This is a genomic window from Streptococcus sp. k-402 (assembly GCF_013277515.1).
In the GTDB taxonomy this organism is placed as follows: domain Bacteria; phylum Bacillota; class Bacilli; order Lactobacillales; family Streptococcaceae; genus Streptococcus.
In genome coordinates, this window is sequence record NZ_VMNB01000002.1 from 59,558 (window position 1) to 81,788 (window position 22,231).

The following is a 22,231-nucleotide window of genomic DNA, read 5'->3' on the forward strand; positions in this document are numbered from 1 at the left end:
AATGGTTTATTGTGAGCGAACCTCACTTACCCCTTGCAAAGTCTTGGGGTCATTAGACCAAAAGGAGGAACATATCAATGGCTAAATACGAAATTCTTTATATCATTCGTCCAAACATTGAAGAAGAAGCTAAAAACGCTTTGGTAGCACGTTTTGACTCTATTTTGACTGACAACGGTGCAACTGTTGTTGAATCAAAAACTTGGGAAAAACGTCGTCTTGCATACGAAATTCAAGATTTCCGTGAAGGACTTTACCACATCGTTAACGTTGAAGCAAACGACGATGCAGCTCTTAAAGAGTTTGACCGTCTTTCAAAAATCAACGCTGACATTCTTCGTCACATGATCGTCAAAATTGACGCGTAAGAAGGTAAACTATGATTAACAATGTTGTACTTGTGGGGCGTATGACACGTGACGCTGAGTTGCGTTATACCCCATCAAATGTAGCAGTTGCGACTTTTACTCTTGCAGTAAACCGTACATTTAAGAGTCAAAATGGCGAACGTGAGGCTGATTTTATCAATGTCGTTATGTGGCGTCAACAGGCTGAAAACCTTGCTAACTGGGCTAAAAAAGGCTCACTTATCGGGGTGACAGGTCGTATCCAGACTCGTAGTTACGATAACCAGCAAGGACAACGTGTCTACGTGACAGAGGTCGTGGCTGAGAATTTCCAAATGTTGGAAAGCCGTAGTGTGCGTGAAGGTCATACAGGTGGAGCTTACTCTGCCCCAACTGCAAACTATTCAGCACCTACAAATTCAGTACCAGACTTTTCACGTGATGAAAATCCATTTGGAGCAACAAATCCATTGGATATTTCAGATGATGATTTACCATTCTAATGGACAACTAAAATTATAAAGGAGAAAAAACATGGCTCAACAACGTCGTGGCGGATTCAAACGCCGTAAAAAAGTTGATTACATCGCAGCAAACAAAATTGAATATGTTGATTACAAAGATACTGAGCTTCTTAGCCGTTTCGTTTCAGAACGTGGGAAAATCCTTCCTCGTCGTGTAACAGGAACTTCAGCTAAAAACCAACGTAAAGTAACAACAGCTATCAAACGTGCTCGCGTAATGGCTTTGATGCCTTTCGTAAACGAAGATTAAAGAAAAGACCCGGGTGGGTCTTTTTTTCACGAGATAGTTTTTTTCTGACCTTGGCGTGCTATAATAGTAATAGAAAGAGTAAAGGTGGGTAAGTCAAAGATGAATTGTACGATTAGAAATATGATTAAGTCTGATATTGAATCCTTATCTCACGGCTTTATGAATCAAGGTTGGCCTGGTAGAGAGGAAATTTTGGCTAGATATTTTCTGGAACAGGAAAGTGGGGAGAGAGAAGTCTTAGTTGCAGAGATTGATGGTGCTGTAGCGGGCTACGTTACCATTTTGCCCTCTGCTAAACATGGTCCTTTTGCAGAAGTCTATCCAGAATTATCAGATTTTAATGTGTTTGAGCCTTTTCGAAATCAAGGGATTGGGAGTCAACTGCTAGAAGAAGCAGAAAATCGAGTTAAGTTTTTTTCAGACAAAGTGACGTTGGGTGTAGGTTTGCACTCAGGCTATGGACCTGCCCAGAGATTGTACATCAAACGAGGCTATATTCCAGATGGTTCAGGCGTTTGGTATCGAAATCAACCCTTGGAAATGAATGCTACTATTCAAAATAATGATGATTTAGTTCTGTACTTATCCAAGAAGTTCGAATAAGAGATAGCGAATTTCTGTGAAAATAGGGGATTTCTCTACTTTATGGTATAATGGAAAGAGTTAGATTGAAAGAGGTAGTGAGATGGATGCCAAATTAAGATATAAGGCAAAGAAGATCAAGATTGTCTTTTTTGATATTGATGATACATTGCGGAATTCCAAGACAGGTTTTATTCCGGCTTCAATCCCAGCTGTTTTTAAGCAATTACGTGAGAAAGGAATTTTGACAGGTATTGCTTCTGGACGAGGGATTTTTGGTGTCGTGTCAGAAATTCGTGAACTGAATCCTGACTTTTTTGTAACCTTAAATGGTGCCTATATCGAAGATAAAAAAGGTCAGGTTATTTATCAACATCAGATTGAGAAGTCAGATGTTGAGGAGTATATCTCTTGGGTCAAGCAAGAGGAAATAGAGTATGGCTTGGTTGGGAGTCATGATGCCAAGTTGTCGACTCGCACCGATATGATGAGTGAAGCGATTAATCCAATTTACCCCGATTTAGATGTAGATCCTAATTTTCATGAAAAAGAAGACATCTATCAGATGTGGACTTTTGAAGATAAGGGAGATGACTTGCACTTGCCTGACAGTCTCTCAGACAAACTTCGCATGGTTCGTTGGCATGAGCATTCGTCTGATATTGTGCCAATTTCAGGCTCCAAAGCGACGGGTGTGGAAAAGGTTGTGGAACACCTTGGTTTGAAACCAGAGAACGTCATGGTTTTTGGAGATGGGCTCAACGACTTGGAACTCTTTGATTATGCTGGAATCAGCGTTGCCATGGGAATTTCTCATGATAACATCAAAGAAAAAGCAGATTATATTACAAAAACATTAGAAGAAGATGGCATTTTTGATGCCTTAGAAGGATTTGGTATGGTAGAAAAAGAATTGCATTTCCCACAAGTAGACATTGAAACAGTAGAAGGTCCTATCGCGACTATTAAGACCAATCACGGAGACTTGCGTATCAAGCTTTTCCCTGAACATGCTCCTAAAACAGTGGCTAACTTTGTAGCTCTTTCAAAAGATGGTTACTATGATGGTGTCATTTTCCATCGTATTATCAAGGACTTTATGATTCAAGGTGGAGACCCAACTGGAACTGGTATGGGTGGCGAGTCCATCTACGGCGAATCATTTGAGGATGAATTCTCAGAAGAGCTTTACAATATCCGTGGTGCTCTTTCCATGGCAAATGCTGGTCCAAATACCAACGGCAGCCAGTTCTTTATCGTGCAAAATCAACACCTGCCTTATTCTAAAAAAGAAATTGCTCGTGGTGGTTGGCCAGAACCGATTGCGGAAATCTATGCCAATCAAGGTGGAACTCCTCACCTAGATCGCCGTCACACGGTTTTTGGTCAGCTAGCTGATGAAGCTTCTTACGCTGTCTTGGATGCCATTGCTGCTGTTGAGACAGGGGCTATGGACAAGCCAGTTGAAGATGTCGTGATTGAAACAATTGAAATCGAGGACTAAGATGAAAATCGGTGATAAGCTAAAGGGGCGTATTACAGGGATTCAGCCCTACGGTGCCTTTGTTGAGCTAGAGACGGGTGATACGGGGCTGATTCACATTTCAGAGATTCGGACAGGCTTTATTGAAAATATCCATGAAGCCTTGAAAGTCGATGAAGAGGTTCAGGTTCAGGTAGTAGATTTAGATGAATTTACAGGGAAAGCTAGTCTTTCTATCCGCACTTTGGAGGAAGAAAAGCACCAGTTTCCGAGACGGAGACGCTTTTCAAGCGACCGTTTTAACTACGGCTTTGCGCCTCTTAAACGAATGATGCCAATTTGGACTAGAGAAGCCTTGCACCATTTAAAAAAGAAGAAGTAGTTTAGAATTTTATATTTTTTGTAATGTTAATATAAATCTGCTATAATAGAACCATGGAAGAAGAACAATTATTAAAATCAGGGGAGCGCATTAACCAGCTCTTCTCAACAGATATCAAAATCATTCAAAATAGAGAGGTTTTTAGCTATTCGGTGGATAGTGTTCTCTTGTCACGTTTTCCACGTTTTCCTAAAAAGGGCTTGATAGTGGATTTCTGCGCTGGAAATGGAGCAGTGGGGCTATTTGCTAGCACTCGTACTCAGGCACAGATTTTGGCTGTTGAGATTCAGGAGCGTTTGGCGGATATGGCTGAGCGCTCTGTCCGTTTGAATGGCTTAGAGGAGCAGATGCAGGTCATCTGTGATGATTTGAAAAATATGCCTGCTTACATCCAGGGAAGTAAGGTGGATATGATTTTGTGTAATCCGCCCTATTTCAAGGTGGATCCTCATTCCAACTTAAATGAGAGTGAACATTATCTCTTGGCGCGCCATGAAATCACGACCAATTTGCAGGAAATCTGTCGTAGTGCCCAGAGTATTCTCAAGTCTAATGGTCGTTTGGCCATGGTTCATCGTCCTGATCGACTTCTGGATATTTTGGATACGTTACAACGGCATAATCTAGCCCCTAAGCGCCTGCAGTTTGTTTATCCAAAGCGGGAAAAAGAAGCCAATATGCTTTTGATTGAGGCTATCAAGGATGGCTCGACAAGTGGCTTTAAGGTCTTGCCACCTCTCATTGTTCACAATGATGATGGCTCTTATACGCCGGAACTCGAAGAGATTTATTATGGATTATAAGGCTTATATGTATGTGCTGGAGTGCCGTGACGGATCCTACTATACAGGCTATACGACTGATGTGAAGAGACGCCTCGCTGTCCATAATAGTGGGAAGGGAGCCAAATACACACGAGCACGCTTGCCAGTCAAACTTATCTATGCTCAAGGTTTTGCCAGTAAGGAAGAAGCCATGTCGGCTGAAGCCCTTCTCAAGCGTAAGAAGAGGCCACAGAAGGAAAGATTTTTATCTGAAAATCAAGATAGAAATTTAGTCAGTTATTTTGAAGAATCGTGAGGAGTCATTTGACTCCTCTTACTTTTGTCAAAAAGCGAAAAAAATGCTACAATAAAGAGAATAAACAAAATGAGGTATTATCATGTCTAAGATTCTAGTATTTGGTCACCAAAATCCAGACTCAGATGCCATCGGGTCGTCTGTAGCCTTTGCCTACCTTGCAAAAGAAGCTTACGGTTTGGATACGGAAGCTGTTGCTCTTGGAACTCCAAATGAAGAAACAGCCTTTGTCTTGAACTATTTTGGTGTAGAAGCACCGCGTGTTATTACTTCTGCCAAAGCAGAAGGAGCAGAGCAAGTTATCTTGACTGACCACAATGAATTCCAACAATCTGTATCAGATATCGCTGAAGTAGAAGTTTATGGTGTTGTAGACCACCACCGTGTGGCTAACTTTGAAACTGCAAGCCCACTCTACATGCGTTTGGAGCCAGTTGGTTCAGCGTCTTCAATCGTTTATCGTATGTTCAAAGAACATGGTGTAGCTGTGCCTAAAGAGATTGCTGGTTTGATGCTTTCAGGTTTGATTTCAGATACCCTTCTTTTGAAATCACCAACAACACATCCAACAGATAAGATTATTGCTCCTGAATTGGCTGAATTGGCTGGTGTAAACTTGGAAGAGTATGGCTTGGCTATGCTGAAAGCTGGTACAAACTTGGCTAGCAAATCTGCTGACGAATTGATTGACATCGATGCTAAGACTTTTGAATTGAACGGAAATAATGTCCGTGTTGCCCAAGTAAACACAGTGGACATCGCTGAAGTATTGGAACGCCAAGCAGAAATTGAAGCTGCAATGCAAGCTGCTAACGAAGCAAAAGGTTACTCTGACTTTGTCTTGATGATTACAGATATCGTCAACTCAAACTCAGAAATCCTAGCACTTGGTGCTAACATGGATAAGGTTGAAGCAGCCTTCAACTTCAAACTTGAAAACAATCATGCCTTCCTTGCTGGTGCCGTTTCACGTAAGAAACAAGTTGTACCTCAATTGACTGAAAGCTTTAATGCGTAAGATTTTAGGTGTCAGTTCAAAATCGGAAAGTCTAGTTTGCCTTATATCGAAAGGAGTTTCGGCTCCTTTTTTTCTAGGAGTGAAGCATGTTAGAAAATGGCGATTTGATTTTTGTGAGAGATGAGTCAGATATGGGACAGGTCATCCAGACTTCCACAGGCAACTATAACCATGTTGCCATTTATTTGGATGGGATGATTTACCACGCTAGTGGACAGGCTGGTGTTGTCTGTCAAGAACCTGCAGACTTCTTTGAGCCCAATCACTTGTACGACCTCTATGTTTACCCAGAAATGGATATCCAGTCTGTGAAGGAAAAAGCTTGCAAACATCTAGGAGCACCTTATAATGCTTCTTTCTATCCAGATGGAGAAGGCTTTTACTGTTCCCAGTATATGGCAGAAATTCTCCCCATTTTTGAAACCATTCCTATGAAATTTGGAGATGGGGAGCAGGAGATTAGTGATTTTTGGAGAGAGTATTACAGAGAACTAGGTCTGCCTGTTCCTCTGAACCAGCCGGGGACCAATCCCAGTCAGTTGGCAGCATCGCCTCTGTTAGAATGTAAAGAAAGGAATCTTCATGATTCAGATTTTTAATCCATCTCGTTTGACGAGACAGCCATTTTTTGGAGAATTAATCCGCTATCTGGACCAGCATGAGGATGTGATTTTGCGAGAAATTAAGGCTCAATTTCCAGATGTGGCAGTTGATAAACTCATGGAAGAGTATATAAAGGCAGGCTTGATTCTACGAGAAAATAAGCGTTATTACCTTAATCTTCCTATGTTTGAATCACTCGATAGTCTCGAACTGGATCAAGAGATTTTTGTCAGCGAAGCTAGTCCGGTCTATCAAGCCTTGTTAGAGCAAAGTTTTGAGACGGAATTGCGCAATCAAACCAATGCAGCTATTTTAGTTGAAAAGACGGACTTTGCGAGATCAAAAATGACCCTGTCTAATTATTTCTACAAGGTCAAACATCAGTATCCTTTGACAGAAAAACAGCAGGAACTTTATGACATTTTAGGAGATGTTAATCCTGAGTATGCCCTCAAATACATGACAACTTTTTTGCTAAAATTTCTCAAAAAAGATCAACTGATGCAGAAACGCCGTGATATCTTTGTGGACAGTTTAGTTGTCCTGGGTTATATAGTCCAAAATGAAGATGGAAAGTATGAGTTGGCTGTCGATTTTGACAAGGAGAGATTAACTTTCTATTTAGTGTGATTGCTTTTTCTGAGCACATTGTTTGACTTTATCTATCGATAAGTTTATACTAATGTAACCGATAACACATATCGGAATAAAACTAAAGGAGACAATCATATGTCACTTGAAAACAAATTGGAACAAGCAACAGGCGCTGTCAAAGAAGGTTTTGGTAAAGTTACTGGAGACAGCAAGACAGAACTTGAAGGAGCTGTTGAAAAAACAGTTGCTAAGGCAAAAGAAGTAGTTGAAGATGCTAAAGGTGCTGTAGAAGGTGCCGTTGAAGGTTTGAAAAACGTTTTTACTAAAGAATAGGAAAAAATCAAGGGTTTCATTTTCCCTTGATTTTTTTTACAATCCTTATAAATAATTTTCTGCTACGACTGCATCTCCAGGATAGGCTTCTTTTTTTCCTTGGACGATTTGGTAGCAATCTGCTCCCTTACCAGCAATAATGACAGCATCGAGTTCTTGTTCAGTGATGGCCATTGCTGCCTTGATGGCTTCTTGGCGATCCGCAATTTTTTCAACAGGATGATTGATGTAGCTACTAATTTCATCTGCAATGGTCATTGGGTCTTCATAGTTAGGGTCATCAGCAGTCAGAAAGACTTGAATCTCAGGGTGTTGATTGAGGAGGAGGCCAAAGTCCTTACGACGACTTTCTCCTTTATTTCCTGTCGAACCTAATACCAGAGCAATCTTTCCAGTTTGATGAGTTTCAACCACATTGATGAGTTTTTTCAGACTGTCACCGTTGTGGGCGTAGTCGATGAAGACCTTGGCTCCATTTTTCTGGGTGAGGACTTCCATACGACCAGGAACGCGGGTTGCAGCGATACCTTTTTTGATGTCCTCAAGACTTGCTCCGAGACGGAGACAAGCAAGTCCAGCAGCAACGGCATTTTCTTGGTTGAAGTGGCCAATTAACTGGATGTCATAAACACCAGCGAGTTTACCCGTAGCTGAAAAACTAAAGGCTTTGGAATTCTCGATTTGGTGGCTCGACTGACTACCATAGAAATCATGGTCTTGATCTGCCACTTGTTCTTTTAGTACAGAAAAGTGGTCCATGTCACTGTTAATGATGACTGCTCGGCTATTTTCCATCAAGAGACGTTTGTGGTAGAAGTAGTCTTCAAAGCTAGGGTGTTCAATCGGGCCGATATGGTCTGGGCTGATATTGAGGAAAACTCCCACATCAAAGGTTAGACCATAGACACGTTTGACCAGATAGGCTTGACTGGAGACTTCCATGATGAGGTGGGTACGGTCATTTTGCACAGCTTGATGCATCATATCAAAGAGGTCGATATTTTCAGGTGTTGAGAATGAAGATTTAAAGAAAGTTTTGCCATCTAGAGTTGTATTCATGGTTGACAAGAGGGCGGTTGGGTAGCGTTGAGATAGGATGTTGTAAGCAAAGTAAGCTGCTGTTGTCTTACCCTTAGTTCCTGTGAAGGCGAGAATTTTTAGTTTCTCTTGTGGATTACCATAGAACTCCATGGCAATCAAACTCATGGCTTTCTTTATATCGTTCACAATGATGACAGGGATACCGACTTCGTAGTCTTTTTCAGCTACATACCAAGCTAAGCCTTGTGTTATAGCAGAAAGAAGGTATTCTTTTTTAAAGGCAGCACCTTTTGCAAAAAAAAGAGTGTCTTCTTTTACTTTTCGGCTGTCGTAACTAATGCTATCAAAAACAACTTTGCTGTAGTTGTAGTGATAATGTCCTTGGTCGATAATCTCGCGGAAGAGACCATCTTTCTTTAATATATCTAATACGGTTTCAATCTTAATCATACTTTCTATTGTAAACCGAAAGTCGTAAATTTACAAGTAACAAGGAAAAGTTTATAATGGAAGATAAGGAGTTTTTCCTAGTTATCAAAATTGAATGAGGAATCTATGTCGCACGAAAACAATCACCAGCAGGCCCAGATGTTACGGGGGACTGCTTGGCTAACGGCTAGTAACTTTATCAGTCGTCTACTCGGGGCTATTTATATTATTCCATGGTACATCTGGATGGGATCTTATGCAGCTACGGCAAATGGTCTCTTTACCATGGGCTACAATATCTATGCCTGGTTCTTGCTGGTTTCAACAGCAGGGATTCCAGTTGCGGTGGCCAAGCAAGTTGCCAAGTACAATACCATGCGAGAAGAAGAGCATAGCTTTGCCCTGATTCGGAGCTTTTTAGGATTTATGACAGGACTTGGCCTCGTTTTTGCTTTAGTTTTGTATCTCTTTGCTCCTTGGCTAGCAGACTTGTCTGGCGTGGGCAAAGACTTGATCCCAATCATGCAAAGCTTGGCTTGGGGAGTCTTGATTTTCCCGTCTATGAGTGTTATCCGAGGATTTTTTCAAGGGATGAATAATCTCAAACCTTATGCCATGAGCCAAATTGCTGAGCAGGTCATTCGTGTTATCTGGATGCTCCTAGCAACCTTTATCATTATGAAACTTGGTTCAGGAGATTACCTAGTAGCGGTTACCCAATCCACCTTTGCTGCCTTTGTCGGCATGGTAGCTAGTTTTGCAGTTTTGATTTATTTCCTTGCCCAAGAAGGCTTACTCAAAAGAGTCCTTGAAACAGGGGATAAGATTAACAGCAAGCATCTTTTGATCGATACCATTAAGGAAGCCATTCCTTTTATCTTGACAGGGTCTGCCATCCAGCTCTTCCAGATTTTGGACCAGCTGACCTTTATCAATAGTATGAGCTGGTTTACCAACTACAGCAATGAGGACTTGGTTATCATGTTTTCTTATTTCTCAGCCAATCCTAATAAAATCACGATGATTTTGATTTCTGTTGGGGTTTCGATTGGGAGTGTAGGCTTGCCGCTTTTGACAGAAAACTATGTCAAGGGGGACTTGAAGGCAGCTTCTCGTCTCGTTCAGGACAGTCTCACCCTACTCTTTATGTTCTTGCTACCAGCAACGGTTGGAGTGGTTATGGTAGGAGAACCTCTTTATACAGTCTTCTATGGCAAGCCAGACAGTTTGGCTATGGGCTTATTTGTCTTTGCAGTTTTGCAGTCTATTATTTTAGGCTTGTACATGGTCTTGTCCCCCATGCTTCAAGCCATGTTCCGCAACCGCAAGGCCGTTCTCTATTTTATCTATGGTTCTATTGCCAAGCTGGTCTTGCAACTGCCTACCATCGCCCTTTTCCACAGTTATGGTCCCTTGATTTCAACAACCATCGCTCTTATCATTCCTAACGTCTTGATGTATCGGGATATTTGTAAAGTAACGGGTGTTAAGCGCAAGGTGATTGTGAAGCGAATCATTTTAATCAGTTTGCTGACCCTAGTCATGTTTCTGTTAATAGGAACCATCCAGTGGCTGTTAGGATTTGTTTTCCAACCAAGTGGACGTTTGTGGAGCTTCTTTTATGTAGCTCTTGTCGGTGCCATGGGGGGTGGACTCTACGGATTCATGAGTCTCTATACTCGTCTCTTAGATAAGGTTATTGGACAGGCCAAAGCTGCCCAGTTGCGAGCAAAATTTAAGTTTTCTTAAGATAGCATTTATAAATAAAAGGAATAAGTTGAACAATCTTTTAGGAGAACTTGAAACTTATTCCTTTTTTTAGCGTCAAAACAGCTAAAATTATCTTTTAAGAGTAGAAGATGAGGCCTTTTTCGATTTTTTTGGACAAAATCATTGACTAAACAAACTAAACGTTGTATAATAAAACAAATCTTTAAAGCAGGAGGTTCTGGAAATGAAAAAGTCTAAGAGCAAATATCTAACCTTGGCAGGTCTTGTCCTGGGTACAGGAATTTTATTGAGCGCGTGTGGAAATTCTAGCACAGGATCAAAAACCTATAACTATGTTTATTCAAGTGATCCATCTAGTTTGAACTATCTAGCAGAAAACCGCGCAACAACAAATGATATTGTGACCAACCTGGTAGATGGTCTCATGGAAAATGACCAATATGGGAACTATGTGCCATCCTTGGCAGAGGATTGGAGTGTTTCTAAGGACGGTTTGACCTATACCTACAAACTTCGTAAGGATGCCAAGTGGTTTACTTCTGAGGGAGAAGAATATGCTCCTGTAACTGCCCAAGATTTTGTGACAGGTTTGCAATATGCGGCTGATAAAAAATCAGAAGCCTTGTATCTAGTGCAGGACTCTGTTGCAGGTTTGGATGACTATATCACTGGTAAAACAAGCGACTTTTCAACTGTCGGTGTCAAGGCTCTTGATGACCAAACGGTTCAATACACCTTGGCTCGACCAGAACCTTACTGGAACTCAAAAACGACATCAACCATTCTTTTCCCAGTCAATGCGGATTTCCTAAAATCAAAAGGGGATGATTTTGGCAAGGTAGACCCTGCTAATATTTTGTACAATGGACCTTTCTTGATGAAAGCACTTGTCTCAAAATCTGCTATTGAATATAAGAAAAACCCTAATTACTGGGATGCTAAGAATGTCTTTGTAGACGATGTGAAATTGACCTACTATGATGGTAGCGACCAAGAATCACTGGAACGTAATTTTACAGCTGGTGCTTATACTACGGCTCGTCTTTTTCCTAACAGCTCCAGCTATGAAGGGATTAAAGAAAAATACAAAAACAATATCATCTATAGTATGCAAAATTCAACTTCATATTTCTTTAATTTTAACCTAGATAGGAAGTCTTACAATTATACTTCTAAAACAAGTGACATTGAAAAGAAATCGACTCAGGAAGCAGTTCTCAATAAAAACTTCCGTCAGGCTATCAATTTTGCTTTTGACAGAACATCTTATGGGGCTCAGTCTGAAGGGAAAGAAGGTGCAACAAAGATTTTGCGTAACCTAGTGGTTCCTCCAAACTTTGTCAGTATCAAGGGAAAAGACTTTGGTGAAGTTGTAGCCTCTAAGATGGTCAACTATGGTAAGGAATGGCAAGGTATCAACTTTGCGGATGGTCAAGACCCTTACTACAATCCTGAGAAAGCCAAGGCTAAGTTTGCGGAAGCTAAGAAAGAACTCGAAGCAAAGGGTGTTCAATTCCCAATCCACTTGGATAAGACTGTGGAAGTAACAGATAAAGTAGGCATACAAGGAGTTAGTTCTATCAAACAATCAATTGAATCTGTTTTAGGTTCTGATAATGTAGTGATTGACATTCAGCAATTAACATCAGATGAGTTTGACAGTTCAGGCTACTTTGCTCAAACAGCTGCTCAGAAAGACTATGATTTATATCATGGCGGTTGGGGACCTGATTATCAAGACCCGTCAACCTATCTCGATATTTTTAATACTAATAGTGGAGGATTTCTGCAAAATCTTGGACTAGAGCCTGGAGAAGCCAATGACAAGGCTAAGGCAGTTGGACTGGATGTCTATACTCAAATGTTGGAAGAAGCTAATAAAGAGCAAGATCCAGCCAAACGTTATGAGAAATATGCTGATATTCAAGCTTGGTTGATTGATAGTTCTTTAGTTCTTCCAAGTGTTTCGCGTGGGGGAACACCATCATTGAGAAGAACCGTACCATTTGCTGCTGCCTATGGTTTAACCGGTACAAAAGGGGTTGAATCATATAAATACCTCAAAGTACAAGATAAGATTGTCACAACAGACGAATATGCAAAAGCCAGAGAAAAATGGTTGAAAGAAAAAGAAGAATCCAATAAAAAAGCCCAAGAAGAATTGGCAAAACATGTCAAATAAGGATTTTTCAAGAAAAACGATGGTTTCGAAGGAAGCTGTCGTTTTTTAATAGAATGATAGTAAATTTGGAAGAAAAATCTCACATTTTTTTCTTTGTTTCTTGAGTTTATGTTATAATGAATATAACATAAATGTGAGACGCTATTTTCGAAAATCTACCCAATGTTGATTGAAGTATGCATATGCTAGGGTAATGTTATAGGAGGGATGCCGTCTACTGAAAAAGTAAGATAAAACGCAACAAATGATAAGTTCTTCTTTTATGTGAAGAGTTCTTATCTGCCTATTTAGTGATTTTTATGAAGGTATCATCATGGGCGCGATTATGGAATTTGCGACAGAAAAACAGATTGCATCCTTTCTCTCAACTTGCCGCATTGAAGGGCAAAAGAATTTTCTGATGGCTTTCAAGAAAAAGACATGGTTGAAATCCTTTATTGATTTTTTCATTATAGGTGGTTCCTACTATGTTCAGTCGAGTGTGAAGCCTAAAATTCTGGCATTCACACCTAAGGGGATTTTCTTGATGGACATCAGTGATATAACTGAAAATCGTTCTAATCAAGTCGTAGAGATGCCTTGGAATCAAGTTCAAGATTTTACTTATAAGCCAGTCTTGAATACAGTTAGGCTGAACTGGAACTATCAAAATGAAGCCTATATTTTTTCTGTGGATGTTGGTCAGATTAGTCAGCATGTAGGTCAGTATCAATTTAACAAAGAGCATTATGACTATTTAGTCAAACAGGATTTCTTTCAGTCTAAGTAAGCCCTAGCAAGGATTTTCACAAAAGAATCTGGAAGCTTTTCTGGATTCTTTTTAGTTTTACTAGCTAGTACTCAATGAAAATCAAAGAGCAAACTAGGAAGCTAGCCGCAGGTTGCTCAAAACAGTGTTTTGAGGTTGTAGATAAGACTGACGAAGTCAGTAACATATATACGGTAAGGCGACGCTGACGTGGTTTGAAGAGATTTTCGAAGAGTATAAGTCTATAGTTTGAAACTATAACTAGCTCTTGAAAAGAAGAAAATGAGTTGATGAAAATAAGTGGTACAATAGTTACTATAGATTTGGAGGAATTGTATGAGCAAGGAATTACACATTAACACAATTTTGGCCCAGGCGGGTATTAAGTCAGACGAAGCGACAGGAGCTTTGGTGGCACCGCTTCATTTTTCAACGACCTATCAGCATCCAGAGTTTGGTCGATCTACTGGATTTGACTATACGCGCACCAAAAACCCAACTCGTAGTAAGGCAGAAGAAGTCTTGGCAGCTATTGAGTCAGCAGACTATGCCCTAGCGACTAGCTCAGGGATGTCAGCTATTGTACTGGCCTTTAGCGTCTTTCCAGTAGGAAGTAAGGTCTTGGCAGTGCGTGATCTTTACGGTGGTTCTTTTCGCTGGTTTAACCAAGTGGAGCAGGAAGGTCGTTTCCATTTTACCTATGCCAATACAGAAAAAGAGTTGATTGCCGAGTTAGAAAAGGATGTGGATGTTCTCTATATCGAAACCCCAACCAATCCCTTGATGTTGGAATTTGATATCGAAAAACTAGCAAAATTGGCTCATGCTAAGGGTGCCAAAGTGGTGGTGGACAATACCTTCTATAGCCCTATCTACCAACGTCCGATCGAAGATGGAGCAGATATGGTTCTCCATTCAGCAACCAAGTATCTGGCAGGACACAATGATGTCTTGGCTGGAGTGGTTGTGACCAATAGTTTAGAACTATACGAGAAGCTTTTCTACAATCTCAATACGACAGGGGCAGTCTTGTCACCGTTTGACAGCTACCAGTTGATTCGTGGTCTCAAGACCTTGTCTCTTCGTATGGAGCGCTCAACAGCTAACGCCCAAGAAGTGGTTGCCTTTTTGAAGGATTCTCCAGCAGTCAAGGAGGTTCTCTATACTGGTCGTGGGGGGATGATTTCCTTTAAAGTAGTCGATGAAACGCGCATTCCTCATATTTTGAACAGTCTCAAGGTCTTCTCGTTTGCGGAAAGTTTGGGTGGGGTAGAAAGTCTCATTACTTATCCAACGACGCAAACTCATGCTGATATTCCAGCAGAAGTGCGCCATTCTTATGGTTTGACAGATGACCTCTTGCGCTTGTCAATTGGAATTGAGGATGCTAGAGATTTGATTGCAGATTTGCGCCAAGCCTTAGAAGGATAAGACAAAGATGAGAAAATATGATTTTACAAGCCTGCCCAACCGTTTAGGGCACCATACCTATAAATGGAAAGAAACAGAAACGGATAGTGAAGTTCTACCAGCTTGGATAGCGGATATGGACTTTGTGGTCTTGCCTGAAATCCGCCAAGCCGTGCAAACTTACGCAGACCAACTGGTTTATGGTTATACCTATGCCAGTGAAGACTTAATTAAGGAAGTTCAAAAGTGGGAAGCTACACAATACGGTTACAACTTTGACAAAGAGGCTCTTGTCTTTATCGAGGGTGTGGTACCAGCCATCTCAACAGCTATTCAAACCTTTACAAAAGAAGGCGAGGCGGTTTTAATTAACACGCCTGTCTATCCACCCTTTGCTCGCAGTGTCAAGTTGAACAACCGTAGATTGATTACCAATTCTTTGGTGGAAAAGGATGGTCTGTTTGAGATTGGCTTTGATCAACTGGAGAAGGATTTGGTGGAAGAGGAGGTTAAACTCTATATTCTTTGCAATCCTCACAATCCTGGTGGACGTGTTTGGGAAAAAGAAGTGTTGGAGAAGATTGGCCAACTCTGCCAAAAACACGGTGTTTTCTTGGTTTCGGATGAGATTCACCAAGATTTGACCCTCTTTGGTCACAAACACCAGTCTTTCAATACCATCAATCCTGATTTTAAAGAATTTGCTATCGTCTTGAGCAGTGCCACTAAAACCTTTAACATCGCTGGAACAAAAAATTCCTATGCAGTTATTGAAAATCCTAAGTTGCGACTGGCTTTCCAAAAACGCCAGTTGGCCAATAATCAGCATGAAATTTCAGGCTTGGGTTATTTGGCGACAGAAGCTGCCTATCGCTATGGGAAGGATTGGTTAGAGGAACTCAAGCAAGTCTTTGAAGACCACATCAATTATGTGGTGGATTTATTTGAAAAAGAGACTAACATCAAGGTCATGAAACCGCAAGGTACCTACTTGATTTGGCTTGACTTTTCAGCCTATGACCTGACTGATGAAACATTGCAAGAGTTGTTGAGAAATGAAGCCAAGGTTATCCTCAACCGTGGTTTGGATTTTGGAGAGGAAGGAAGTCTCCATGCCCGCCTCAATGTAGCCATGCCTAAATCCCTACTGCAAGAAGTTTGTCAGCGGATTGTGACGACTTTTGCCAAACGTTAAAAATCCATCCTTCTAGGAGAAAAGTCCTCCTAGAAGGCTATTTTCATAGGCGAAAATATGGTATAATAAACAGATAAGGTAAAGGTGAAAATATGGCTAAATTGATTCCGGGGAAAGTTCGTATCGAAGGTGTTGCCCTTTATGAAACTGGTAAGGTTGATATCATCAAGGAAAAGAACAATCGGCTCTACGCTCGCGTTGCAGAAGAAGAACTGCGCTATAGTTTAGAGGATGATTTGGTTTTTTGTGCCTGTGATTTTTTTCAAAAGAGGGGCTACTGTGTGCATTTGGCAGCGCTAGAGCATTTTCTGAAAAATGATGAGCGTGGTCAGGAAATCTTGTGGAGTCTGGAAGAAGGTCATGAAGAAAAAGAGGCCATTGAAACCAAGGTGACCTTGGGTGGCAAGTTTTTGGATCAAATTTTATCTCCAAAATCAGAATGCGCCTATGAGTTATCAGTTGTGGGTCAGGTGGAAGCAGGAAGCAATCATATCTTGTGGACTCTGAGAATCGGCCAAATCAATAGCCAAAAATACTATGTCATTCGGGATATTCTACTCTTTTTAAGGATTGTCGAGCAGAGAAAGTCTTATATGATTGGCAAGGTCTATGAGGAGTCTCTTTCTTGGGAAGCCTTTGATGAGGCCAGCCAAGAACTTCTGACGTTCTTACGGGGACTGATGGAGGAAGGACAGGCTCCAGACCTCTTTTTCCAAAACCAGGGTCGGCACCTCTTTTTCCCTCTGACCTTTTTTGAGCAGGGTGTGAATTTACTGATGACCTTGCCCCATTTTCAATTTGACCATCAAGTGGATAGCTACCAGACCCTGCTTTTTCAGGATATGCATGCTGATGCTAATCTATTTGCCTTTACAGTAACAGAATACTCGGATTATTTTGAAATGGAAATCAGAGAGAGTCCAAGAGTTAATGCCTTTTATCAGGGAGCTGTACTTTTCCATAAAGGACAGGTTTATTTTCTAACAGACCAACAGATGCGTCTTCTCAAGGAAATTAAAGCGCTACCTGTGGATCAGCATGGAAAGAAATACCTGCAATTTGATAGTAGTGACCGAGATAAGTTGGCTTCTTGTTTAACTTTTTTTAGCCAGATGGGGACTGTTTCAGCTCCAGAACGGTTACAAATCAAAACGTTTGCGCCCTCTTTTTACTTTGACAGGGAAGAAGATAATCGGATTCGTTTAGAGATTCAGTTTGATTATGGGGATAGACAGGTATCTAGCCGACAGGAGCTAGAAGAATTGCCATTTTCAAGTGATGCTGACTTAGAAGAAAGAATTTTCCAAGTCTGTTTGGTTACAGGTTTTGAAGCAGACTTTCAATCTTGGCGTCAGGCCCTAAAAGCAGAGTCTGTCTATCATTTCTTCCACGAAATCATTCCAGTCTTTGAAAAACTCGGGAATGTTGACCTATCAGACAAGTTAGAAGAACTCTATAACCTAGCAAGCCCTCAAGTGCAGATTGCTTCCAAGGGAGGTCTCTTGGAAATCCAATTTGATTTTCAAGATATTGCCCAAGAGGAAATTGATCAAGCCATGCAGGCCTTGGTTGCCAATCAAGATTTTTACATTGATTCGTCCAATCGAGTCTACTTTTTCGATGAAGAAACCAAGAAAATTCGCCAAAATCTACAGGAACTGGGGCAGTTTGAATTAAAAGATGGGACCTTGCAGGCTCGAAAATCTTTGGCTTATAGTTTAGCTCATCTTTTTGAAGGGCGTGACCGTGTTTCTTTTTCACAAGAATTCCAGAATCTGGCTCATGATTTGACGCATCCAGAGGACTTTCCTAGACAAGCAACTCAGGTTCAGGCTGATTTGCGAGATTATCAGGAAAAGGGAATCGGCTGGCTGCAAATGCTCCATCATTATGGTTTTGGTGGGATTTTGGCTGATGATATGGGATTGGGGAAAACACTCCAGACCATTGCTTTTTTGACCAGTCAAGTGACAAAAGAAAGTCGGGTCTTGATTTTAGCTCCGTCAGGTTTGATCTACAACTGGGCAGATGAATTTCAGAAATTTGCCCCACAGTTGGATGTGGCTGTTGTTCATGGTTTGAAAACTAGTCGTGAGGAGATTCTTGCTGAGAGCCATCAAATCTATGTGACGAGCTATGCTACCTTCCGTCAGGACAGTGAGCTTTATCAGGGGATGGCCTTTGACTTCCTTTTCTTAGATGAGGCTCAGGTCATGAAAAACGCCCAGACCAAGATTGCTCAGACTTTGAGACAATTTGTGGTGCCGTCTGTCTTTGCCTTGTCAGGAACTCCGATTGAAAACCATCTGGGTGAGTTGTGGTCTATTTTCCAAATCGTCATGCCAGGACTTTTGCCAAGCAAGAAAGAATTTATGAAATTACCAGCTGAGCGCGTTGCTCAGTTTATCAAGCCTTTCGTGATGAGGCGCAAGAAAGAAGAAGTGCTGACTGAATTGCCAGATTTGATTGAAGTAGTTTATAAGAATGAACTGGAAGACCAGCAAAAGGCTATCTACCTAGCCCAGTTGCAACAGATGAGAGATAGATTGGCTCAAGTGTCAGATCAGGAATTTCAGCGAAGTCGTGTGGAAATCTTGTCTGGTCTGATGCGCTTGCGCCAAATCTGTGACACTCCTGCCCTCTTTATGGAAGATTATCAGGGAGCCAGTGGCAAACTGGATAGTCTCCGAGACCTGCTGGTACAGGTGGCAGACGGCGGACACCGTGTCTTGATTTTCTCGCAGTTCAAGGGAATGTTGGAGAAAATTGAACAAGAACTGCCAGACTTGGGCTTGACTTCCTTTAAAATTACGGGTTCAACCCCAGCCAAGGAAAGACAAGACATGACCAAGGCCTTTAACCAAGGGGAAAGAGATGCCTTTCTGATTTCCCTCAAGGCTGGTGGTGTCGGTCTGAACCTGACAGGTGCTGATACGGTTATCTTGGTCGATCTTTGGTGGAATCCTGCTGTTGAGGCGCAAGCCATTGGCCGTGCCCATCGGATGGGTCAGGAAGAAACGGTTGAGGTCTATCGCTTGGTGACCAAGGGAACTATTGAAGAAAAAATTCAGGAACTCCAAGAACAAAAGAAACATCTGGTGTCACAAGTATTGGACGGCACAGAGTCACGTGGCAGTCTCACCCTAGCAGAAATTAGAGAAATTTTGGGAATTTCTGAAGCCAGCACTTGAAAAATCAAGACAATACGCTATAATGAAGTGTTGAAAGGAAATAGAAAATGAAACAAGAACGATTTCCATTGGTGTCAGATGACGAGGTCATGCTGACTGAGATGCCAGTCATGAACTTGTACGATGAGTCTGATCTGATCAGTAATATCAAGGGTGAGTATCGAGATAAAAATTATTTAGAATGGGCTCCTATTACTGAAGAGGCGCCAGTCAAACCGATTGAAAAGCAAGTAGAGAAACCTAAAAAGGCTCCTTTAGGGGTTAAAAAAGAAGGAAAGAGCTATGCAGAGGTGGCGCGTGAAGAAGCGCGTGCAGACTTGAAAAAGAAACGCTCTGCTAACTATCTAACTCAGGATTTCAGCCGTGCGAGACGTCATTCTCAATCAGGCCTCGTTAGACAGGGCAATCAACCGACAGCGCCTTTCCAAAAGGAAAATCCTGGTGAATTTGTCAAATATAGCCAAAAATTGACCCAGTCTCATTACATCTTGGCGGAAGAAGTTCATTCTATCCCTACCAAGAGTGAAGAAGTGGCAGCACCTGCTCCAAAGAAAAACAACTATGATTTTCTAAAGAAGAGCCAAATCTACAATAAAAAAAGTAAACAAACAGAACAAGAACGTCGGGTTGCCCAAGAGTTGAATCTGACCAGAATGACAGAATAGGGGAGAAAACATGCCAAAGACATATCATTTTATCGGGATTAAGGGATCAGGGATGAGTGCCTTGGCCTTGATGTTGCACCAAATGGGGCACAAGGTTCAGGGATCAGATGTTGAAAAGTACTACTTTACCCAACGTGGTCTTGAGCAGGCAGGGATTACTATTCTTCCTTTTGATGAAAAGAACCTAGACGGTGATATGGAAATTATCGCTGGAAATGCCTTTCGTCCAGATAACAATGTCGAAATTGCCTATGCAGACCAAAATGGTATCAGCTACAAACGTTATCATGAGTTCCTTGGTAGCTTTATGCGTGACTTTGTTAGCATGGGAGTAGCAGGAGCGCATGGAAAAACTTCAACGACAGGTATGTTGTCTCATGTCTTGTCTCACATCACGGATACTAGCTTCTTGATTGGGGATGGGACAGGCCGTGGTTCGGCCAATGCCAAATATTTTGTCTTTGAATCTGACGAATATGAGCGCCATTTCATGCCTTACCACCCAGAATACTCTATTATTACCAACATTGACTTTGACCATCCAGACTATTTCACAAGTCTCGAGGATGTTTTCAATGCCTTTAACGACTATGCCAAACAAATTACCAAGGGTCTTTTTGTCTATGGTGAAGATGCAGAATTGCGTAAAATTACGTCTGATGCACCAATTTATTATTATGGTTTTGAAGCAGAAGGCAATGACTTTGTAGCTAGCGATCTTCTTCGTTCAACAACTGGTTCAACCTTCACAGTTCATTTCCGTGGACAAGACTTGGGGCAATTCCACATTCCAACCTTTGGTCGTCACAATATCATGAATGCGACAGCCGTTATTGGTCTTCTTTACACAGCAGGATTTGATTTGAACTTGGTGCGTGAGCACTTGAAAACATTTGCCGGTGTTAAGCGTCGTTTCACTGAGAAAATTGTCAATGATACAGTGATTATCGATGACTTTGCCCACCATCCAACAGAAATTATTGCGACCTTGGATGCGGCTCGTCAGAAATACCCAAGCAAGGAAATTGTAGCGGTCTTCCAACCGCATACCTTTACAAGAACCATTGCCTTGTTAGATGACTTTGCTCATGCTTTAAACCAAGCAGATGCTGTTTACCTAGCGCAAATCTATGGATCTGCTCGTGAGGTAGACCATGGAGATGTCAAGGTAGAAGACCTAGCCAATAAAATCAACAAGAAACACCAAGTGATTACTGTTGAAAATGTTTCCCCACTCCTAGACCATGATAATGCTGTCTACGTCTTTATGGGAGCAGGAGACATCCAAACCTATGAATACTCATTTGAGCGTCTCTTGTCAAACTTGACAAGCAATGTTCAATAGGTTATTCTCATGGAAATTCCAATTAAGATCATTCAGGCAAGTCAGTCTGATTTGGCTGAGATAGAGGCGATTCAAACTTCGTCTTTTCCGGCTGAAAAGCAGCAACCTTCCCATATCTTAGAAGAAAGTATCCGTAAGTGTGCGGATACCTTTCTTCTAGCTAGGGATGAAAATAAACTTTTAGGCTATATTCTATCAAGTCCGCAGTCAGACAATCCGCAATGTCTAAAAATACATTCTTTGGTCATCGAGGCTGACCATCAGAGACAGGGCTTGGGAACACTTCTTCTTGCAGCCTTGAAAGAGATGGCAGTTGAGCTGGATTACAAAGGGATTCGTTTGGAGAGTCCTGATGAGCTGCTTTCCTATTTTGAAATGAACGGTTTTATCGATGAAGAAACTTCGCTTTATGCAACTAGCCAGGGTTTTAGTATGATTTGGTTTAATCCCTTTTATCTGGAGGCACAATGGAAATTAGGAAAGTAAGATTAGAAGATTTGGATCGTATCGTCGAGATTGAACTAGAGAATTTCTCGGTAGAAGAAGCCATTCCTCGCTCTGTTTTTGAGGCACATTTGCGAGAAATACAGACCTCTTTTCTGGTTGCAGAAAGAGAGGGAAGGATTATGGGTTATATAGAAGGGCCAGTTGGCCCCCACCGCCATCTGCAAGACCAGTCTTTTACAGAAGAAATAAAAGACCATAGTCATGAGCCTGGTGGTTATATCTCTGTCACCTGTCTGTCGATTGCAAAGGAAGCACAGGGCCTCGGACTGGGTCAGAAATTGCTAACAGCCTTGAAAGAACTGGCTCTTGAACACGAAAGAGAAGGCATTAACCTAACCTGTCATGACTATCTCATCGCCTACTATGAAAAACATGGATTTGTCAATGAAGGCTTGTCCCAGTCAACCTTTGCAGGGGAAACTTGGTATGATATGGTCTGGGAAGCTAATACTCTTCGAAAATCAAATTCAAACCACGTCAGCGTCGCCTTACCGTACTCAAGTACAGCTTGCGGCTAGCTTCCTAGTTTGCTCTTTGATTTTCATTGAGTATAAAAAATAAGCTAGGAAAAGTATCATAGGTTGCTTTTCT

The 22,231-nt window shown here is 41.4% G+C and carries 23 protein-coding genes; 22 read left to right on the top strand and 1 reads right to left on the bottom strand.

The genetic code is table 11. The features are described 5' to 3' along the window. Positions 1-77: 77 nt before the first annotated feature. The 12 genes from rpsF (at position 78) to HT724_RS00970 (ending at position 7,196) form a co-directional block, all read left to right on the top strand. Complete coding sequence (gene rpsF / locus HT724_RS00915; RefSeq protein WP_001151785.1) at positions 78-368, top strand: 30S ribosomal protein S6; 291 nt, start codon at positions 78-80, stop codon at positions 366-368. 11 nt (positions 369-379) lie between these two features. Then, the gene (ssbA, locus tag HT724_RS00920) at positions 380-850 is read left to right on the top strand and encodes a single-stranded DNA-binding protein SsbA (RefSeq protein WP_000609606.1); all 471 of its coding nucleotides are present in this window, start codon (positions 380-382) and stop codon (positions 848-850) included. Positions 851-881: 31 nt separating this feature from the next. After that, on the top strand, positions 882-1,121 hold the full coding sequence (gene rpsR, locus HT724_RS00925; protein WP_000068664.1) for a 30S ribosomal protein S18: 240 nt from the start codon (positions 882-884) through the stop codon (positions 1,119-1,121). 99 nt (positions 1,122-1,220) lie between these two features. Further along, positions 1,221-1,724 carry a GNAT family N-acetyltransferase gene (locus HT724_RS00930; RefSeq protein WP_173249885.1) on the top strand — a complete coding sequence of 168 codons (504 nt, stop codon included), beginning with the start codon at positions 1,221-1,223 and terminating at the stop codon, positions 1,722-1,724. Between the two features lie 82 nt (positions 1,725-1,806). Next, complete coding sequence (locus HT724_RS00935) at positions 1,807-3,207, top strand: bifunctional Cof-type HAD-IIB family hydrolase/peptidylprolyl isomerase (RefSeq protein WP_173276363.1); 1,401 nt, start codon at positions 1,807-1,809, stop codon at positions 3,205-3,207. Position 3,208: 1 nt separating this feature from the next. Further along, positions 3,209-3,568 (top strand): S1 RNA-binding domain-containing protein, encoded by a 360-nt coding sequence (locus tag HT724_RS00940; RefSeq protein WP_119942147.1) that lies wholly within the window; start codon positions 3,209-3,211, stop codon positions 3,566-3,568. Positions 3,569-3,621: 53 nt separating this feature from the next. After that, entirely contained in the window at positions 3,622-4,371 is a 750-nt protein-coding gene (locus HT724_RS00945; RefSeq protein ID WP_173276364.1) for a tRNA1(Val) (adenine(37)-N6)-methyltransferase, read from the top strand. Beyond that, positions 4,361-4,648 (top strand): GIY-YIG nuclease family protein, encoded by a 288-nt coding sequence (locus HT724_RS00950; protein WP_138706465.1) that lies wholly within the window; start codon positions 4,361-4,363, stop codon positions 4,646-4,648. Before HT724_RS00945 ends, HT724_RS00950 begins: the two co-directional genes overlap by 11 nt. 82 nt (positions 4,649-4,730) lie before the next feature. Further along, positions 4,731-5,666, top strand: a complete 936-nt coding sequence (locus HT724_RS00955; protein WP_173276365.1) for a manganese-dependent inorganic pyrophosphatase — start codon at positions 4,731-4,733, stop codon at positions 5,664-5,666. 86 nt (positions 5,667-5,752) lie between these two features. Further along, positions 5,753-6,265, top strand: a complete 513-nt coding sequence (locus tag HT724_RS00960) for a YiiX/YebB-like N1pC/P60 family cysteine hydrolase (RefSeq protein WP_173276366.1) — start codon at positions 5,753-5,755, stop codon at positions 6,263-6,265. Beyond that, the gene (locus tag HT724_RS00965) at positions 6,249-6,899 is read left to right on the top strand and encodes a DUF1803 domain-containing protein (RefSeq protein ID WP_173276367.1); all 651 of its coding nucleotides are present in this window, start codon (positions 6,249-6,251) and stop codon (positions 6,897-6,899) included. Before HT724_RS00960 ends, HT724_RS00965 begins: the two co-directional genes overlap by 17 nt. A gap of 99 nt (positions 6,900-6,998) precedes the next feature. Further along, positions 6,999-7,196 carry a CsbD family protein gene (locus tag HT724_RS00970; protein WP_000051199.1) on the top strand — a complete coding sequence of 66 codons (198 nt, stop codon included), beginning with the start codon at positions 6,999-7,001 and terminating at the stop codon, positions 7,194-7,196. 45 nt (positions 7,197-7,241) lie between these two features. Here the strand turns inward: HT724_RS00970 and HT724_RS00975 are convergent, their stop codons facing one another. Next, the gene (locus tag HT724_RS00975) at positions 7,242-8,687 is read right to left on the bottom strand and encodes a UDP-N-acetylmuramoyl-L-alanyl-D-glutamate--L-lysine ligase (RefSeq protein ID WP_050262126.1); all 1,446 of its coding nucleotides are present in this window, start codon (positions 8,685-8,687) and stop codon (positions 7,242-7,244) included. Positions 8,688-8,792: 105 nt separating this feature from the next. Here HT724_RS00975 and HT724_RS00980 point away from each other — a divergent pair, with 105 nt between their 5' ends. The 10 genes from HT724_RS00980 (at position 8,793) to HT724_RS01025 (ending at position 22,158) form a co-directional block, all read left to right on the top strand. Further along, positions 8,793-10,415: a polysaccharide biosynthesis protein gene (locus tag HT724_RS00980; protein ID WP_138702058.1), complete on the top strand. Its 1,623-nt coding sequence runs from the start codon at positions 8,793-8,795 to the stop codon at positions 10,413-10,415. 205 nt (positions 10,416-10,620) lie between these two features. Next, the gene (locus tag HT724_RS00985; protein ID WP_173276368.1) at positions 10,621-12,579 is read left to right on the top strand and encodes a peptide ABC transporter substrate-binding protein; all 1,959 of its coding nucleotides are present in this window, start codon (positions 10,621-10,623) and stop codon (positions 12,577-12,579) included. Positions 12,580-12,892: 313 nt separating this feature from the next. Beyond that, positions 12,893-13,348, top strand: coding sequence for a hypothetical protein (locus HT724_RS00990; RefSeq protein WP_000500945.1), 456 nt, complete (start codon positions 12,893-12,895; stop codon positions 13,346-13,348). A 315-nt stretch (positions 13,349-13,663) separates the two neighbouring features. Next, positions 13,664-14,758, top strand: a complete 1,095-nt coding sequence (locus HT724_RS00995; protein ID WP_173276369.1) for a cystathionine gamma-synthase — start codon at positions 13,664-13,666, stop codon at positions 14,756-14,758. Positions 14,759-14,765: 7 nt separating this feature from the next. Then, positions 14,766-15,932, top strand: a complete 1,167-nt coding sequence (locus HT724_RS01000) for a MalY/PatB family protein (RefSeq protein ID WP_050223023.1) — start codon at positions 14,766-14,768, stop codon at positions 15,930-15,932. Positions 15,933-16,024: 92 nt separating this feature from the next. Next, positions 16,025-19,123: a DEAD/DEAH box helicase gene (locus HT724_RS01005; RefSeq protein WP_173276370.1), complete on the top strand. Its 3,099-nt coding sequence runs from the start codon at positions 16,025-16,027 to the stop codon at positions 19,121-19,123. Positions 19,124-19,170: 47 nt separating this feature from the next. Then, a complete protein-coding gene (locus HT724_RS01010) occupies positions 19,171-19,788 on the top strand; it encodes a cystathionine gamma-synthase (protein ID WP_173276371.1) in 618 nt (205 codons plus the stop codon). Between the two features lie 10 nt (positions 19,789-19,798). Beyond that, complete coding sequence (gene murC, locus HT724_RS01015; RefSeq protein ID WP_173262159.1) at positions 19,799-21,133, top strand: UDP-N-acetylmuramate--L-alanine ligase; 1,335 nt, start codon at positions 19,799-19,801, stop codon at positions 21,131-21,133. Positions 21,134-21,142: 9 nt separating this feature from the next. Beyond that, on the top strand, positions 21,143-21,619 hold the full coding sequence (locus HT724_RS01020) for a GNAT family N-acetyltransferase (protein WP_173276372.1): 477 nt from the start codon (positions 21,143-21,145) through the stop codon (positions 21,617-21,619). Continuing rightward, the gene (locus HT724_RS01025; RefSeq protein ID WP_240156706.1) at positions 21,601-22,158 is read left to right on the top strand and encodes a GNAT family N-acetyltransferase; all 558 of its coding nucleotides are present in this window, start codon (positions 21,601-21,603) and stop codon (positions 22,156-22,158) included. The genes HT724_RS01020 and HT724_RS01025 overlap by 19 nt, the downstream gene beginning before the upstream one ends. The last annotated feature ends 73 nt before the right edge of the window (positions 22,159-22,231 follow it).